Raw genomic sequence first — 16840 nt, forward strand, 5'->3', positions numbered from 1 at the left:
ATGACGCAGTGGCAGCTCTGCGTGCGGTCGGCGCCACATCCCAGGCTGTGCACCTTGAACAGGCGTTCGCTCTCTTCCCCGATCGAGCTCTCGAGGACTCCCGAGTCGCGACTTTCAGCAATGGAATCCTGGACCCCGCATCAGGTGCGCTCCTTGCATGACTCTGAAGACGCGTACCTGGCTCGCGTGAGACAGGACGACCTGATCGACAACTACGTCCGTCCCTTCATCGCCAGTCACTCTGAAGACTTTCCACAGTCCGTCGACGATCTGTGAACCTTAGGCGCCGTACCGGCGAGTGCCCCTCTGGCGTCTCCTGATCGCGCTACGCGTGGGCTGAACGGCAGACGAGAAGACGCTCGGTTGGCCGATGCGCAGGCGCGCAGCAATTCTGCGCCAACGCGGGCTGGTTGTAGGTATCCAAGCTCAGTGGATCCCTCTAGCATTCGGCCGTGAAGAGCCAACGGATCGGTCTCGGGGTTGTGCTGGTCGTACTCGCAATCTGCACTGTGGGCCTCCTCGTCACCGATGGTCCGAGGGCGGCACTCTCACCCGCGCTGGGCGCCGTCATCAATGGCGTCCTCCTGTACAGGCTCGTGAAGCATCCAACGCCGCCGAGAATCTGGAGCAAACAGCGGTTCATCGCCTACGTGGTCGTTGTTGGGGTAGCCGGTCTGGTGACGGCGGCGGTGCTGACCTGGGTGGCAGTCGTCATCGTTCCTGACTGGCCGACGCGTCTCCTCGCCTTGGTCCTGATCGCACTTGTCCCAGTGGGTGCCCTCTGGGGAGTACAGATGGTCCGCAAAGAGGACCATGCCGCCCGGCAGGCTTTGGAAGGGGCTCCCGGTCAGGGGTGAGACTTGCTAACGGATTTGCTAACAAACGGTGTGGATCGGGGTAGACGACCAGGCGCACGGCGGGCCGGGATCGCGCTCAAGTTGGGGTAAGCGGATGCCTCGTGCGGACCGGTGTGGACGGGTCTGCGGCAACTTTGAATCTCGCAGACAGCGAGGCCCCCGAGAGGCCCGCGGAGGGGGCCCTGAACAGCCGTCAACGACCCTCGACCACTGGGCACAACTTGCGCTCAGGAGCGGGTGTCGTCGGCGTGCGGACGCTCACGGAAGCGGACTCGTAATGAGAAGGTCGTGAGTTCTCATCCGTCGGTTCCAGTCAGAGGCATAAGGGGATCGGCAGGTCGGCGGTTACATATTCGCCTGACTTCACCCGAACGGGGATCGGCGCAATCCCTGGGCCTTTGATGTCGTAACTGCCCGGTGCCAGTTCGAACTCGTAGTGCTGATAATCCTTGTCGCTACGGAAGGCGTGGCGCCTCACCAGGTTGCCGTTCTGATACACCTCCACCACCCGACTCGGCGTGAGATTGTGATCTGGCCCCGGGCCGTAACACGATGGCAGCAAGCCGCCGGCTGTGCCGGGACCGCTGGGCTGAGCGGCGCACGCCGCGAGCGTGAGAGCGGCCACACCGGCAAATACCGATGCTGCAAGACATGACCGCCGTCCTTCGTGCCCCATGTCGCCGCCCCCGATCCTGGAACCAGTGCCTTCTCCCTATACGCTGCCACGCTCAGTCTCGTTGTCCCATAGCGCAATACCGCGCCTGCGCTCCTATCGAGGTCGTTCGGCTTTCACCAGGACGTGCCCCTGAGGTGTCCCCGGAGGGCCCTGAACAGCCAGCAACGACCGCCGACCCTGAGTACGATCAGCGCTCCGGGTTGGCGGCCCGGCGCGGGAGGTGCTCAATGGAACGGACTCGTCTTCGTGGCCGTGGCGCGCCGTTCACTTGGACTTCCCCTTCTCCGCATGCTCAGAAGCGCATGGTCTTTCCGAGCGGGTCAAGGTCGAACGTCAACAGGCCGCGCTGAACTGCCGGCAGTCCGTTGAGGATGTCGGAGGCCTCGTCCGCGGAGTTGACCTCCAGGAACAGCACGATCCCAGGCACGTCACCCACCTTGAACGCGTACTCGGTGACGACTCGGTGCCGCACGAGCTCCCAGGCCTCCGTCGACACGCTGTTCTCGTCGAAGAACTTGGTGAGGTGCTCTGGCGTCATACCCTCTGCGATCCGTGAATTCGCCATGTAACGCATGCTTCCTCCAGTCCGCCTCAAAGGACGCCTAGGACAGGCAGCTCGCCCGAGCGCGGGTCATCGCCATGGTCGCACCGGAAGCGGGCGGCACCAACGGTCACGGTCCGCGTTCACCGACAACTTCACCGCCATTTGGCGGGACTGGCGGAGAGGTCAGGGCCGGGCTGTGTGGTGTGATGCGGCGCCTCGGCGCCAGCTGCGGACTATCCAGAGGACTCCGACGAGGCCGTTGAGTGCCAGGGCGGCGTCGTACATCACGTGGAAGACCCAGAGCTCCTTTGGTGTCGGAACCTCCTCCCAATAGCTAGCGTCCGGCCAGTCCGCGACCCAGCCGTTTCCGAGGAGTCCCTGGGTGATCCAGATGGCCCAGCCGTACGTCGCGTCCCATGCTCCGTGGAGTGCGGCGACGCCGGCGAGCGTCCAACCCACCCGCATGGTGAAGCGGAACCCGCCGTTGGCTCGAGCGGCGGCGAAAAGGGCTCCACCGAGCAGCGCGGTCCAGGTGAGGTGGCCGAAGGGGGCGAGCATGGCTCGCGACACCTCGGTCTGCAGGATGTTCAGCTCGGGGTGGTCATTGGTGTGCTGGACGTACGCATAGAAGGCGTAGCCCGTGCTTTCGAAGGCGGCGAAGCCGGCGCCGACAGTGGCGCCCAGGACCATCCCTCCGTGCACCGTGCGCTCGCGTAGCCGCCAGGCGACCGCCACCAGCACCGCACCCTTGGAGACTTCCTCGATCAAGCCGACGCCGAAGAACCCGAGCGCGTTGCCCACCGGCCCAGCCCCGGTGGGCAGCAGGTAGATCTCCGTCACGGCGGATACGACGACCCCGATCGTCCCGGCCGCGAGAAACCCCGTGAGGACCACGCTGGTGGTCAAGTTGCAGTCGTCCAGGCGAGCCAGCGCGAACGTCACGACCGTGATCGGCACCAGAAAGCTTCCGATCAGGAACAGGGTCGGTATCAGGATGGCGTCGTCGGTGACCGCCGTCACTCCAGCCGCCAGCACCCAGACCAGCACGCCGGCCAGGAGAACCAAAAGCCACGCGCGCTTCCCAGCGACGACGGGGATCTCCACAGGTTGATCGGCCACGCCCGGACTCTGACAGTCAAACGGCCACGGAACATCGTCCCCCGAGGGTGAGATCGCGTCCGCGCCACGGCCGCGTCGCCGGTCAGGGTCGGGGGACGTAGGTCACATTCGTGCTGCCTGACATCGTGGGCGGCCGTTTCGTCGGATCTGTGTAGCCAACCAGAACGGTAGAGGAGTTCGGCATGGATGCTCGTTTGAACCTTTTCAACGACCCGACCGCGGGCAAGGTGCTCAAGTACGTCGCCTCCGCGGGACGGGCGACCGCGGACTCGACGCTGCCCGCCGCGACGCAGGAGTTGGTGAGGCTCCGCGCGAGTCAGATCAACGGGTGCGGGTTCTGCACCGACATGCACACCAAGGACGCCGCCGCGGCCGGTGAGTCGGCGCTACGCCTCAACCTGGTGGCGGCGTGGCGGGAGGCCACGGTGTTCACCGAGGCTGAGCGTGCTGCGCTGGAGCTGGCGGAGCAGGGCACCCGCATCGCGGATGCGGCCGGCGGAGTCACGGACGAGGCGTGGGCGAATGCGGCCAAGCACTACGACGAGGAGCAGCTCGCCGCGCTGGTGTCGGTGATCGCCGTCATCAACGCCTTCAACCGGGTGAATGTGATGATCCAGCAGCCCGCCGGCGACTACCAGCCCGGCCAGTTCGGATAGCCGGCAGCGCCCGGACCAGAAAGCCCGGCGCATCACCCGAGGTTGACCGCCAGATCCGTGCGGCGATGGCGCCGTCGCCGCACGATCGCGGGCCTCAGGTCAGGGGTGTGGTTTCGAAGACCCGGAAGCCGCGGTGTTTGTAGTTCGTCAGGGCGTGCGGGTGATCGGTGGAGGACGTTTGCAGCCAGACGCGGGTGGTTGGTCGGCCGGATGGCGAGCTGAGGTTCCACGCGGTCCTGGTGGCGAGGGTCAGGAAGGCGGCGCCGTAGCCTTTGGACTGGAACTCGGGGAGCAGGCCGAAGATCACGATGCCCACGTCGCCGTTGGCGGCTGCCTCGAGTTCCACGAAGCCGGCGACGGCTCCCCCAACACGAGCGACCGAGGTGTGGACTGCCGGCTGGGACAGCTCGTCCGCCCAGCGCTCGTCTGTCCAGATACTCCGGCCGCCCGATCCCAGTGGCTCCCAGATGCGGACATAGACCGCGCGAATCAAAGCCGCAAACTCTGGACCGACCTCTTCCACGTCCAACGGAGCTGGTGCCGGTCGCCCGGGAGTCAGTTGCTCTGGAGCTGTCATCTCGAGACACGTGACAATCATTTCCCCAACCCCTCGGTGCCCGGGTCCGCAGTACGTGGACTGCCGGTCAAGCGTAAGCATTGTTGCCGGGGGCTACGAGGTTGTTGCCTGGCGCATCGAGTTTGAAACCCAAGACTGATTGCGGATCGTGACGATTACCGCGCGGATTGTCACGAGAGGATCGCCCGCGGGCATCGGGCTGTCCGCGGCTGTGGAAGCCGTCCAGGCACTGATCCCCCAACTCGGCCGCTCCTGCCAACTGCAATACCTGGTCGCGAACTCCCTAGGCGCGGTCGCCGGCGTCGGCTTGGCGGCCACGGTGCAACTCGTACTGCGCTCTGTCAGCGGGCCGCACACCCTGACGAGGCCCATGTACGTCGTGGAGCACAGCGCGGTACTGGCGGTTCGTAGACCGCCGGCGAGGCATCGCCGGGCCGAGCTGGCACCCGCGATGGCGAAGAGCTCGTGCCGCCTCCGACCGGTGGCCAGAGCTCGATGAGGGGGTCTGAATGGTTTTCCACAGGTTGTGGATGAACCGGGGGATGACCGGTCATAGTGCTGAAGATATCCACAGGTGGAGTCGTGGTCAGGGTCGGACGTCGAGGCCCAGCGACGTGGTGATCACCATCGCCTGGGTCAGGTCGACGATGGCGTTCTTCAGCTCCACGGTGAGCGGGTCGACGGTGGACAGGTCCGAGCCGCGCAGGTCGGCCCCGGAGAGGTCGGCGTGGTGCAGCCAGGCGCCGGACAGGTCCACGTCCCGCAGTGTTGCCTTGCTCGCCCTGAGCCCGGTCAGGTCCGCCTCGCGCAGTCTGACGCCGGTGAGTTCGACGCCACGCAGGTCCGCGCCGGGCAGACCGACGAACGACCAGTCTCCGCCGATGACCTTCATCAGGTTGTAGGAGCAGTCGTCGAACATGCTGCCCATCACCTTGCACCGCGTGAACGTGGTGTCGAAGAACGAACACCGCACGAAGGTGCAGTTCACGAACGCGGCGTCGGTGTGGGTGGACGCGTTGAACCGCACGCCGCGGAAGGTGCACTCCTCGAAGACGCCGCCCTGGTTCGCCACCTCGGTCAGGTCGGAGTCGATGAACAGCACGCGGGTGTACGTCTGGCCCGATGGATCTGCGTCGTCCCAGTCCCGGATCGTCGTCTCGGTCTTCGGTGCGGGTCGTCCGTGTTTGCGGTCAGCCACGGCACTCTTTTCGGGTCATCTGCAGTGTGGCCCCTCGGACCGACAGAGTTCAGCCGGCCGACGGGATCCAGCCGGCCGGCAGGGTTCGGCTGAACGACCAACCCAGGAGAGTGATCAGCGTGACCGGATCTGAGCGGGTGATGGTCTTCGGCGCCGGCGGCTTCCTCGGCAGCGCGATCTGTCGGCTGCTCGCGGACCGCGGCATCGAGCACCCGGGTGCCGGTCGGTCGGACCGCTGCCGTGGTCGATCACAGCACGTTCGAGAGACCTTCAGCTGAGTGGTCGTGGCAGCAGGCCGATACGACCTTGGTGCAGAAACAGCTCGGGTGGTCGCCCAGGATTCCGTTGGAGCAGTCGCTGCTCGACACCTGGACCGCCTGCCCGTCCAGATGACGGCTTCTGCTCGCCAGGAGAATGGTGGGGTGGAGATTCGCTCAGCGTGTCAGCCGGCGCCCGACCGTCGCCCTCCGGCGGTCAACGAGGATCTGGTGTTGAGCGGGCCCGGGTTCGTGGTGGTGCTGGATGGGGCGACTGCGCTGGCCGAGCTGGACTCCGGGTGCCGGCATTCGGTGGCGTGGTTGGTCGGTCGGCTGGGCGGGCAATTGGTGGTGCCGCTGCTCGGTGGATCCGCTGCCCCGCTGGCGGACCTGTTGGCTGACGCGATCGCCGCGGTGATGGCCGAGCACGTGGACAGTTGCGATCTGGCGAATCCGGACAGCCCTTCGTCGACGGTGTCGATCGTGCGAGCCTCCGCCGACCAGGTCGACCAGCTGGTGCTGGCGGATTCGCCGGTGGTACTGCGATCGCCCGATCAGCGGGTGGCGATAGTGGCGGATAACCGGATCGACCTGCTGCCGGAGTACACGTACGAGGCCGTGCGGCGACTGCGGAACCAGCCTGGTGGTTTCTGGGTGGCGAGCACCGAGCCGAAGGCGGCGTACGAAGCAGTCGCCGGTACTACGGACCGCGCGGACGTCGAGGTGGTCGCGATGCTCACTGACGGGGCATCGCGCTACGTGGAGCGCTACGGGCACACCTGGGAAGACCTGATCGAGGTACTCGACACGGCCGGCCCGCAGGAGTTGATCGATAGGGTCCGCGCTTACGACACCAAAGCAGCCGAGGGCACGTTCCGCGGCAAACGCCACGACGACGCCAGCGCAGTCCTCTGGCGTCTAACCCGGCGGACTCCAGCTACCTGAGCCGGGCGGCCGACCCCCATCCGCCGGTGGCTGCCCTCCCGGGTTGCCGTAGGAGGGGAAGGAGCGATTCCCAGAGTGGGGAGCGGGGCCGAAGCCGGGCCGACCGGGATAAGTCGGGCGCGGCGCGTACTGCGGCGGCTGCGGGTAGGCGACCGGGGCGGCGGGAGGCTGGCCTGGGTGGAGTAGGCCGAGCTCGGCGCCTCGGATGTCCTGCCAGGTGCTGACTCGGAGGAGGAGCAGCGAGACGGTGACGGCGGCGGCGATCAGCAGACCCGTGGCGACCGTGAACCCGATGTTCACCCCGAGGGCGACCCGGACCATGTCGTCCTGCAGGTCGTAGATGTCCACATAGTCACCCGTCGCGCCGGCCGCATCTGCCCGATCGACCAGTTGCACGATCCAGACGATGAAGCTGATCAGTACCGTCGCGGCGCCCGCGACCAGGATCACCCAGAAGCCGGCCCACGCGCCCCACCAGCCGTACAGCAGCGCGCGGATCTGACCCGACTTGGCCGCGCCCGGTTGCGCTGGTGGTTCGCTCGCCCGGACGACGTCCTCGACCACCTCCAGCGGATACCAGCACTGGACGATCGGGCAGATCCAGCTGCCAATCACCCAGCCCTGCGTGTGCCGGTGCGAGTCGAACCCGCCCGGCTGGACCGGCCGGAACAGCTGGGTATTTTCCCGGGCCTGCCAGAGCCAGATCAGGAAGGCGATTGCCGTGCCGACGAACAGGTACCCGACCAGATCCAGCAGTGGCCCGCTGTTGGTGATCGACTCGATGCCGCTGTCGAACTCGTCCTCGGAGACCAGCCCGTAGACGAACCGCTTGACGTCGTCGTACGAGTTCCACATCAGCACGACCTGGATCACGGCAGCGACCGCCGTCAGTCCCATCAGGCTGATGCTGACGAGCGCTATCCGCCGCAACGGCCGGTACTTCGGCGCCGCGACCACCGCCGGATACGGCTGGTACTGACCCGCCGGATAGCCCGGATAAGGCCCCTGTGGCCCCGGATAAGGCTGACTCACCTTCCTCACCTCCCCGTGGGACAAGTTATCCCAGCCCTGGGAGCGCCCACCCCAGTTATCCACAGCCCAGCGCACACCGGCCCGTCCGAGCTATCCCAGGCGCGCAGCTCAGACGGACGCGAAGGCCTCTTGCGCTGCTGGGAGGGCGAGAGCCCTGTCGGTGGCGGAGAGGCCGATTCGGGTACGGCGGTCGAGGAGGTCGTCTTCAGTCATGGCGCCTTCGTGGCGTACTGCGAAGCGGAGCTCGGCGTGGGTCGTCGCCAGGCCGGGCGCGATCGGCAGCAGCAGTGACGGGTCTCCCGCGATGACGTCAGGCGCCTCGATGCCATACCGCTGGACGAAGCGGGACGGCGCCCGGACGGCGGCCAGGTGGCCTCGGGAGGCGGCGCCGACGAGGGGGATGCGGTGGGTCAGACAGGGCCGGCGGACCTCGACCGACGACTGCGCGAGAGCGGTGTCGAGGACGTCCTGCGCCATCCGGCGGTAGGTGGTGAGCTTCCCGCCCACGATCGTCACGACACCCTCGGGACTCGTGATCACCGCATGCCGCCGTGAGATGTCGGCGGTCTTGGACCCGCCGTGGTGATGGCCAGTGTCGAGAAGCGGCCGCAACCCCGCATAGGTGCCGAGCAGATCGTCCCTGGTCAGCGGCACGCGCACGGCCGCGCTGATCGTGTTCAGCAAGAAGTCGATCTCGGACTCCGTGGCGTGCGGTACATCGCTCACCGGGCCCGGCGCATCCTCGTCGGTCAGCCCCACGTACACCCGGTCGTCCGGCGCGGGAATCGCCATCACCACCCGGCGCAACTCCCCCGGCACCGGAACCGTCAGCACGGCCGACAGCCCGCCGAAGACCGACTGCGGCAGCACCAGGTGAGTCCCCCGGCTGGGCCGCAGCTTGATGCCGGAGGCAACCTGATCCGCCCAGATCCCGGCCGCGTTGATGACGATCCGGGCGTCGACACTCAGCCGCCGGCCCGACAACTGATCCACCAGCACAGCGCCGGCGCCGGTCACCTGCTCGGCTGAGCACCGCGTGATCACCCTCGCGCCGTACGACGCGGCGGTGCGGGCGATCGCGACGACCAGCCGCGCATCGTCGTACAGCTGGCCGTCCCAGGTGAGGAAGCCGCCTCGCAGTCCCTCGGGGCGCAGGGTCGGGGCGTAGCGGAGGATCTCGGCCGAGCTGATCCGGCGGGAGTGCGGCAGGTAGTCGTCACTGGTCCGCGCGAAGGTGCGGAGCACGTCGCCGCCGAGGAAGGCACCGCGCAGCATCGCCGCCTGCGCGATCCTTGCCTGCGGCAACCACGGCGCGACCTGGGGGACCGGGTGGACGAGATGTGGCGCGGTGGTCTTCATCAGGATGCCGCGCTCGACCGCGCTCTCGTACGCGATCGCGACATGCCCCGAAGCCAAGTAGCGCAGACCGCCGTGCACCAGCTTCGAGCTCCAGCGGCTGGTCCCGAAGGCCAGATCATGCTTCTCCACCAGGGCAACGGTCAGCCCGCGCGCGGCCGCGTCGAGGGCGACCCCGACCCCGGTGACGCCACCGCCGATCACCAGCACGTCGACCTTGCCGGTCGTCTCGAGCCAGTCCAGCTCGCGCGTCCGCCGGGCCGCGTTGAGGCTGGCGTTGCCCACCGCGATCATGGCGTCAGGTACCTCGTCAGCATCACCCGCAGCTCCTCGTCCAGCTGTGGGTATTCCTTCGGCTCGGCGAGCACCGGTCCCGACACCGCCGATGCCAGCGAGACCAGGATGATCTGCCGGGACAGCCAGTCCGGGTCGCCGGTGCGGATCGACCCGTCCGCCTGGCCCGCCTCGATTCCCGCCTTGACCAGCGCGAGGTGCGCGACCGTGCTGCTACCCCGTCGCTCCAGCAGGTACGGCGTGAGGAACTCCGGGTCGAGCTCGATGATCTTGCGCATCAGCGGGTGGGTCCGGGTCTTCGCGACCACCTCGACGACCCCTTCGACCAGCCGGGAGCGTCCGTCCACGGAGTCGGGCTGGAAGGCCGAGACCAGCGCGGTGGTCCACTCCCGTGTCATCAGCGCGGCGACCACGGCCTGCACGTTCGGCCAGCGGCGGTAGAGCGTCGCCCGGGAGACCTCCGCGTGCCGGGCGATGTCGGCCATCGTCATCCGCCGCATCCCGATCGCGAGCAGCAGCTCGTACGCCGCATCGAGGATCCGCTCCTCGCCGATCGCGTTCGCCGGCGTGGGCCGGGTGGAGGCCGGAGCCGCTTCGCCGGTGCCGGTGTCCGCGGAGCCGCTGCCAGTCGAGCCCGTGGAGTTGTTGCCCGTCGAGTTGCTGTCGGGAGAACCGGGGCCGCTGGAGCCGGCGGCGATTTCGCTGCTACGCTGAGACATCACACGTCAGAGTGTATCAGCGACTCCGGCGTGTGGGGAACGTCCGGGAGAGGTGGAGACCAGGGGGTTTCACCTCTTCCGGACGGTACCGCCGAAGCCGACCGTTGGGGAGCCCTGAATGACCGAGTCCGACCTGCCGGTGGTGCATCTCACGCCCGGCCGCTGGGGCGACCCGACCCACCCGGTCGAACTCCCCGCCGCCGCCGTCGAAGCCCTCAAGCACCTGGGTGTCCGCCGCCCGGTGGAGGAGTCTGAGCCCGCCGTCGGGCGTACCGCGGACCTCGAGGTCGCCGCCCGGGAATCGCTGGAGAAGGTCCTCGGCGCGGAGCACGTGAAGACCGACTTCGAGACGCGCTGGAGTCACACCCGCGGCTATTCCACACCCGATCTCCTCCGCCACCGCGCGGGCGACACCTCGGACCTGCCGGCCGCCGTGGTCTACCCGGGCTCGCACGACGAAGTGCAGGCGCTTCTCACCGCGTGCGACGAGCACCGGATCGCGATCTCCCCCTACGCGGGCGGCACCTCGGTAGTCGGTGGACTCGCCCCACAGCGTGCCACCTTCATCGCCGTAGACCTGCGCCGCCTGAACAGACTCGTCAGCCTCGACGAGATCTCCCGCACGGCGACCCTCGAGGCCGGCGTACGTGGTCCGGCCGCGGAGGCGCTCCTCGCCGAGCACGGGTACACGCTCGGCCACTTCCCCCAGTCGTACGAAGGCGCGAGCATCGGCGGGTACGCCGCGACCCGATCGAGCGGTCAGTCCTCTGCCGGCTACGGGCGGTTCGACCAGATGGTGGTCGGGCTGACCCTGGCGACTCCGCGCGGCACGGTGGAACTCGGTCGCGCGCCGATGTCCGCGGCCGGCCCGGACCTCCGCCAACTCGTACTCGGCTCCGAAGGCGCCCTCGGCATCATCACCTCGGTCGTACTCCGAATCCGTCCCCGCCCAGCGGAGCGGTTCTTCGAGGGCTGGAAGTTCGCGTCGTTCGACGAAGGGCTGACCGCGATCCGCCGCCTCGCCCAGGACGGCCCGCTCCCGACCGTGCTGCGGTTGTCCGACGAGGCCGAGACCGCGATCAACCTCGCCGATCCGGATGTCCTCGGTGGCGGCACCGGCGGCGTACTGGCCATCGTCGGCTTCGAAGGCACCCGTACTGCGGTATGTCGGGCCGAGGTGGCCGAAGTCCTCACAGCCGCAGGCGGCGAATCCCTCGGCGAAGGCCCGGGTGAGACCTGGCGGTTGGGTCGTTATCGCGCTCCCTATCTCCGCGACCCCCTGCTCGACGAGGGCGCACTGGTGGAGACGCTCGAGACTGCCGGGTTCTGGTCGACCCTGCCGGTGCTGAAGGCGAAGGTCACCGAGGCACTGGTCAACGCGTTGGCCGAGCAGGGCACTCCTCCGTTGGTGCTCTGCCACGTGTCCCACGTCTACGAGACCGGCGCCTCGCTCTACTTCACGGTGATCTCCGCGCAGACCGCCGACGCTGTAGCCCAGTGGCGCCAGGCGAAGGCTGCCGCGAGCCAGGCGATCGCCGAGGCCGGCGGAACGATCACGCACCACCACGCCGTCGGCACCGACCACCGCGACGCCTACGTCGCCGAGATCGGCCCGCTCGCGGTCGAGGCCCTGCAGGCCGTCAAGCACGTGCTGGACCCGAACGGCATCCTCAATCCCGGGATCCTGCTCCCCGAGGTCTGACCTGCGTCCACAGTGGTATGCACAGCTGTTGATGACTTGCGCTAGGTAGTCGACCTATTGCGTCGAGTTAGCCCTTCCTTAAGGTGTGGCGAACCTTTGCTCCTCCATCCGCCCCCGAGGAAGGTGCAAGTTCATGTCCACGCCCCCACGCCCCGGGCGACGACTGACGGCCGCTCTGGCCGTCGGCCGTCGGCCGTGGGTCGCCCGGTCACCGCGACCAGTTCCGTGCAGAACTACGTGCCCGGCAACACCGTCGACGGAAACGCCAACAGCTACTGGGAAAGCGCGAACAACTCGTGGCCGCAATCCCTGACCGTTGACCTGGGCAACAGCCTTGCGGTGAAGCGGCTGGTGCTGAAGCTCCCCCCGAGCTCTGCCTGGGGCACCCGCACGCAGACCATCGCCGTACTCGGGAGCACGAACGGCTCGTCGTACAGCACGTTGGCGGCTGCGGCGGGGCGCACCTTCGATCCGGGGTCGGGGAACACTGCGACGATCACGCTGCCGGCAGCGGTGAACACTCGCTATGTGCGGCTGACCTTCACAGCCAACACAGGATGGCCTGCGGGTCAGCTGTCCGAGTACGAGGTCTACAGCAGCTAGATCTGACCGACGGCATCGCTGGGGCGGATGGGAAGCCTTCTGCACCGGCCTTTACGCAGATGACCTGATGCATGACCATGAGCAGCGATGCCGTGGTGTGGAGTGGCCCGGCCGTGGACGACGGAGAACTTCCCATGACGGTCACAGATACAGGCTGGGTTGACACCGGCAGCTTCCGGCCAAATCGCGGGCAGTTCCCGATCCGTGTCGAGCGGCATCTCAACAGCTTCGTCGGCGATCACCTTCCGGGGGTCACGACCGTTACGAATGCGACGCGCTACTACGCATTGCATGGGCTAGCCGCGAGGATTGCCAACGACGAGGAACTTGATGAGCCGGCGACCATCGATCTGCTGCGGCGCAGTGAGGCATTGCTCGCTTATGTCACTCATCTGCACGCCGCGGAACCAGGCCACAAGGAGCACACTCCATCTCCGCATGGCATCGACGCCATCCTGAGGAGTGCCCGCACGCCTTCCGGTGTCAATCTCCGCGAGGCGTCCCGCGTCTACTCGGACGCGAAGTGGGCATTTGCCAATCCGTATCGAGGCTCTGAACTCACGTTGAAAATACTCGCGACAGGGTCCTTCGCACCCGGTGAGTGGTACGACCATGCCGCCGCCAGTTCGGTCCTGCGCCCCCTCGTCGATGTTGCCCGGAGTGCATCGGAGGTGACCGATGTCGAGGCGGGGCAGCTGTCCCCGGCCTGCTTGTGCACCACGTCTGTCTCAGAGGACGGGGCCTGGCTGGGGCATCTGCTTTCGGGGGATCCCGGAAAGCCCCGGGACAACCCAACCGTAGGTGGTCTGCTGTGGCAGTTCGGGCGCTTGGTGGCTGTCGCATCCACCGTCGGCGAGGTCTCGGACGCCGATAGTCTGGCAGACCTCGTGATGTTCGAGCCGAAGCTCCGCACGCATCCCAAGCTCGCCGGTATGGTTGCCCCGCCGCGGTGGCAGGGAGCCCTGCTCCGCAAGGAGTCGGTCTACGCGCGACGGCTGATCTGGCGCGACATCAACCGGATGGTCGGGGGTACCCGCCCTGTCTCCGAACTCGTCGATGCGTTCGCAGACCGACTTCCCGCCGGCAGCGTCGCCGAGTTCCGTTCGGCTCTCCCCGACCGGCTCGACAAGGCTGGGCGACCCCGGGCTGCGGAGCGCGAGCTTGGGCATCTCTCCGAACTGGAGCAATGGCTCGCGCGAGTCGTGCTCGGGGCTGGTCGGCTGGCCGACTTGTCCGGCCACGAGCTCCGCGGCTTCCGTGGACCACAGGAACAGACCCGGGGGGTCTGGGAGGAAATGAGTCCTGGCTGGGTGGCCGAGGTCCTCGACAGGTACGCAACTCGATCGATTCGCGATCTGGGCCATCATCTGGCGAACGTGCTCATCCATCGCTCCCAGCGCGTCGCCCTATGGAAGTCCCGCTACGACCCTCGCAATCAGGTGCTGCGGTTTCCCGCCCGGCTCCACGTTCGCGACGGCATCGCCATCAAGATCTTCGAGGAGACGGCACCAGTCCCGGCGACGCGCATCCCACAGTACCTATCGCTCGCGCGCCAGGCTGGGATGTTCATCTCTGACGCCAACGGCAGACTGAGCATCGGACCGAACGGTGGTCGCCTTGCCTGAGCCCACCTTTCCCCGAACGCCCAGCCTGCTCGGACCGATCTTCGAGGAGGCAGGGACCGGCGATCGCCAGACCCGGGAGGCACTCTTCCTGACATTCAGCGTCGACCTCGGCTTCTTCGAGACCCGGCTGCTCGGGCCGGTTCGTGCAGCGGGTGCCGCGGTCACCGTCGTCGCCGACAGTAGAGTGTTCGCCCCCGATGCCCGAAACGTCCGTTCGGCCGGCCACGGATATGCGCTCGGCCTGGCCGCCATGGGAGGGGCATTCCATCCGAAGCTCACTGTCCTCGCCGGGCCCCAGCGAGCCTTGATCGGCATCGGCTCGGGCAATCTCACTCTCGGCGGTTGGCACGCGAACGAGGAGGTCCTGACGACCATCCGAGCCAGCCGCGACAACGGCGTGCCGACGATCGTTGCCGAGGTCGTCACCTTCCTCCGTAACCTGCCCAGCCGAGTAAAGATCAGTCCACTCGCGGTCGAGGGAATCACGCGAACGGCAGACCAACTCGCCGCACTTGTCGATGCGGGCGAGGCCATCGACACTGGGCATCGACTGGTGGACTCCGTGCGCGGCACCGTTTTGAGCCAGCTACCAGCGGAGCGTGTGGATGAGCTTGAGCTGAGCGCACCCTTTCATGACCTGCAGGGCGCCGCCCTTGCTGCCCTGATCCAGCAATATCACCCGAGCCGAGTCACCCTCCTCGCACAGCCAGGACGGGCGGTTATGAAGCCGGCCGCCCTCCAACAGTCCGCTCTATCTGGTGAGTGCGAGTTGCGATTCGTTCAGCTCGAGGGCGACGAGTCGACATCAACGCGCTATCGGCATGGGAAGGTGCTGACCGCCTCTCAGAACGCTGTGCCGGTTTGGGCACTTGTCGGCAGTCCCAACCTCTCCGCCGCCGCGCTTCTAAGGCGGGCGCCGGTCGGCAATTGCGAGCTCGCCGTGTTGTCAGTGACCGATCGTTCCCTCCTTCCGGATCCAACTGTGCCTGTCGCCGACGTACCCGCCTTGATCAACACCATTGCCGCTGGGCCCGATGGTGACGACGTGCTTCCGGCGTCAGCAGGCGTACGACTCCTGGAAGCCCGGGTCGTGGCCGGCGGCGTCGAAGTGGTGCTTTCGAGTGAGGCCACTGACGACGTCGTCGTCGAAGTGAGCCCGTTCCTGGCTTCTCCGGACGAATTCCACGAACTCGGGATCGTGAAGATCGGTGATATATCGGCCGTCTTCCCGGGCATCTTCTCGGCCGGTACACGGGTCCGCGCAGGCGAACAACTCCAGTTCCTCGCCTACCCGGAGTGGATCGTAAACCGGCTGCGGCCGACCGGCGCAGGGCGGCCGAACCACGACTGGACGATCCCAGAACTCTTCGCCTCCGATGCCGCCGCGGCACAGTGGCAGAGCGCCCTGACGAGGCTTCTGCTCACCCATGGCCAGGCTCAGCCGGTACCTGGGAGCGCAGCGGCCCTCGCCGGCCAGCCTTCCGCGGTCGTGACCTGGCGGACTCTTGACGAGGCGGACACCTGGGCGGCCTACTCAGAGGATGCCCTTGCTCGTCTGGGTATGCCGCTCTTTCAGCTCGCAGTCGGCGCGTCGGCGTCAAGGCCCGTGGGCGGCTCTCTGCCCAACGTCGCGCCAGCATGGGAGGACCGTTTCGAGGAGACCACCGAGGCATTCGAAGACGGTGAGACCGCCGAGACCGCCGAAGAGTTGACCAACACTGACCTTGAGGTCGCGGCGGCGCCAGAACTCGAGCCGCGCCAACGTTCCAGACTGCGGAACTGGGTGGCGGCATTGGTCGATCTGGTGCCGCAACTCGGACCGCTGGAGCAGATCGCGGTCACGCAACTGGCCATATCCGGATCCTCAGCGCTCATCTGGGACTGCCCCGTGGGTCCCTCCGGGTGGTTCGACCCGCTCGCCGCGGCCTTGGAATGCATGGCGCGGGACGACTGGCCTGATGCCGCCGTCGGCCAGGCAGCGGCAGTCGCCGCACTTGGACTCTTCCGACTGCGGATGGCGCTCCCGGCGCACGAGCGCGGATCTGAGGCGGTGCGGTTCTCCTTGATCGCTCAGAGACTGGCTCCACTCATCAAGAAGGTCAATCACGAATCGGTCGCCAGCAACCTCGATCTTCTCGCTGGCACGACCTTCGTCGCGCGCTCGGCTGATGATGTGATGTTCGAGGTCGGCGAAGCGATCTCGTCGGGCCCCGACAGAGCCGTCCTGCGCGTCCTCGAACGTCTCTTGCCGGGGTTGGAAGCTCAGTGGTCCAACGAACGAAAGCTCGTCTTGAGCGGCAACACAAGTAACCCGTCGCGCACGGCCGCAGAGGTGCTGTCCCATGCCACAGCCTTTTCGGAGCTCGCCGTCGGCGTGAACAGCGACAAGGGGCCCTGGGTGCTCGTCGTACGCATAGCTGGTCGGATCACTATCGTCGAAGGAGGCAAGCGTCCGACGACCTACAAGACATACAAGACCTCGGGGCTACTCAACCCGCTCAGTGTTCTTACTGAGCCGGAGCTGGCCCTACCACTGCGCCTCAGCACCCCACCATGGACCAAGCCAGATGCAGTCGACCTCGAGGTGCTTGCTGCGCTGGGAATAGAACCGCAGTCGGCGCTACCAACGGTGGGATGACGTCAATGCGATCGGGCGGATCGACTCCTTACAAGGTCACCG

17 protein-coding genes are annotated in these 16840 nt (G+C 67.0%); 9 read left to right on the forward strand and 8 right to left on the reverse strand.

Going from position 1 to position 16840, the window contains the following annotated elements:
• Positions 1–452 precede the first annotated feature (452 nt).
• Positions 453–857, forward strand: coding sequence for a hypothetical protein (locus ACFPJ1_RS06260; protein ID WP_380101917.1), 405 nt, complete (start codon positions 453–455; stop codon positions 855–857).
• A 313-nt stretch (positions 858–1170) separates the two neighbouring features.
• Here ACFPJ1_RS06260 and ACFPJ1_RS06265 read toward each other — a convergent pair whose 3' ends face one another.
• The 3 genes from ACFPJ1_RS06265 to ACFPJ1_RS06275 all read right to left on the reverse strand — a co-directional run bounded on the left by ACFPJ1_RS06265 (position 1171) and on the right by ACFPJ1_RS06275 (position 3196).
• The gene (locus ACFPJ1_RS06265; RefSeq protein ID WP_380101919.1) at positions 1171–1362 is read right to left on the reverse strand and encodes a hypothetical protein; all 192 of its coding nucleotides are present in this window, start codon (positions 1360–1362) and stop codon (positions 1171–1173) included.
• A 463-nt stretch (positions 1363–1825) separates the two neighbouring features.
• Entirely contained in the window at positions 1826–2098 is a 273-nt protein-coding gene (locus tag ACFPJ1_RS06270; RefSeq protein ID WP_380101921.1) for a hypothetical protein, read from the reverse strand.
• Between the two features lie 162 nt (positions 2099–2260).
• Complete coding sequence (locus tag ACFPJ1_RS06275) at positions 2261–3196, reverse strand: PrsW family intramembrane metalloprotease (protein WP_380101924.1); 936 nt, start codon at positions 3194–3196, stop codon at positions 2261–2263.
• A gap of 182 nt (positions 3197–3378) precedes the next feature.
• On the opposite strand from ACFPJ1_RS06275, the gene ACFPJ1_RS06280 reads away from it, so the two are divergent.
• On the forward strand, positions 3379–3852 hold the full coding sequence (locus ACFPJ1_RS06280) for a carboxymuconolactone decarboxylase family protein (protein WP_380101926.1): 474 nt from the start codon (positions 3379–3381) through the stop codon (positions 3850–3852).
• A gap of 94 nt (positions 3853–3946) precedes the next feature.
• Here the strand turns inward: ACFPJ1_RS06280 and ACFPJ1_RS06285 are convergent, their stop codons facing one another.
• Positions 3947–4345: a GNAT family N-acetyltransferase gene (locus ACFPJ1_RS06285; RefSeq protein WP_380101928.1), complete on the reverse strand. Its 399-nt coding sequence runs from the start codon at positions 4343–4345 to the stop codon at positions 3947–3949.
• Between the two features lie 232 nt (positions 4346–4577).
• Here ACFPJ1_RS06285 and ACFPJ1_RS06290 point away from each other — a divergent pair, with 232 nt between their 5' ends.
• On the forward strand, positions 4578–4928 hold the full coding sequence (locus ACFPJ1_RS06290) for a VanZ family protein (protein WP_380101930.1): 351 nt from the start codon (positions 4578–4580) through the stop codon (positions 4926–4928).
• An 87-nt stretch (positions 4929–5015) separates the two neighbouring features.
• Here ACFPJ1_RS06290 and ACFPJ1_RS06295 read toward each other — a convergent pair whose 3' ends face one another.
• The gene (locus ACFPJ1_RS06295) at positions 5016–5627 is read right to left on the reverse strand and encodes a pentapeptide repeat-containing protein (RefSeq protein WP_380101932.1); all 612 of its coding nucleotides are present in this window, start codon (positions 5625–5627) and stop codon (positions 5016–5018) included.
• 119 nt (positions 5628–5746) lie between these two features.
• Between ACFPJ1_RS06295 and ACFPJ1_RS06300 the strand changes: the two genes are divergently transcribed.
• Entirely contained in the window at positions 5747–5905 is a 159-nt protein-coding gene (locus ACFPJ1_RS06300) for a hypothetical protein (protein ID WP_380101934.1), read from the forward strand.
• Positions 5906–6115: 210 nt separating this feature from the next.
• A complete protein-coding gene (locus ACFPJ1_RS06305) occupies positions 6116–6829 on the forward strand; it encodes a protein phosphatase 2C domain-containing protein (protein WP_380101936.1) in 714 nt (237 codons plus the stop codon).
• On the opposite strand, the gene ACFPJ1_RS06310 is transcribed toward ACFPJ1_RS06305, so the two are convergent.
• The 3 genes from ACFPJ1_RS06310 to ACFPJ1_RS06320 form a co-directional block, all read right to left on the reverse strand.
• Positions 6803–7861, reverse strand: a complete 1059-nt coding sequence (locus ACFPJ1_RS06310) for a DUF4328 domain-containing protein (protein WP_380101938.1) — start codon at positions 7859–7861, stop codon at positions 6803–6805. The genes ACFPJ1_RS06305 and ACFPJ1_RS06310 overlap by 27 nt on opposite strands.
• 108 nt (positions 7862–7969) lie before the next feature.
• Positions 7970–9511, reverse strand: a complete 1542-nt coding sequence (locus tag ACFPJ1_RS06315; RefSeq protein WP_380101940.1) for a glycerol-3-phosphate dehydrogenase/oxidase — start codon at positions 9509–9511, stop codon at positions 7970–7972.
• Positions 9508–10230: a TetR/AcrR family transcriptional regulator gene (locus tag ACFPJ1_RS06320; RefSeq protein ID WP_380102375.1), complete on the reverse strand. Its 723-nt coding sequence runs from the start codon at positions 10228–10230 to the stop codon at positions 9508–9510. Before ACFPJ1_RS06320 ends, ACFPJ1_RS06315 begins: the two co-directional genes overlap by 4 nt.
• A 118-nt stretch (positions 10231–10348) precedes the next feature.
• On the opposite strand from ACFPJ1_RS06320, the gene ACFPJ1_RS06325 reads away from it, so the two are divergent.
• The 4 genes from ACFPJ1_RS06325 to ACFPJ1_RS06340 all read left to right on the forward strand — a co-directional run bounded on the left by ACFPJ1_RS06325 (position 10349) and on the right by ACFPJ1_RS06340 (position 16798).
• Positions 10349–11932: an FAD-binding oxidoreductase gene (locus tag ACFPJ1_RS06325; protein WP_380101942.1), complete on the forward strand. Its 1584-nt coding sequence runs from the start codon at positions 10349–10351 to the stop codon at positions 11930–11932.
• 195 nt (positions 11933–12127) lie between these two features.
• Entirely contained in the window at positions 12128–12535 is a 408-nt protein-coding gene (locus tag ACFPJ1_RS06330; protein ID WP_380101944.1) for a discoidin domain-containing protein, read from the forward strand.
• 71 nt (positions 12536–12606) lie between these two features.
• Complete coding sequence (locus ACFPJ1_RS06335) at positions 12607–14160, forward strand: hypothetical protein (protein ID WP_380101946.1); 1554 nt, start codon at positions 12607–12609, stop codon at positions 14158–14160.
• Entirely contained in the window at positions 14153–16798 is a 2646-nt protein-coding gene (locus tag ACFPJ1_RS06340; protein WP_380101948.1) for a hypothetical protein, read from the forward strand. Before ACFPJ1_RS06335 ends, ACFPJ1_RS06340 begins: the two co-directional genes overlap by 8 nt.
• The last annotated feature ends 42 nt before the right edge of the window (positions 16799–16840 follow it).

Source organism: Kribbella qitaiheensis (assembly GCF_042657745.1).
Classification (GTDB): Bacteria; Actinomycetota; Actinomycetes; order Propionibacteriales; family Kribbellaceae; genus Kribbella; species Kribbella qitaiheensis.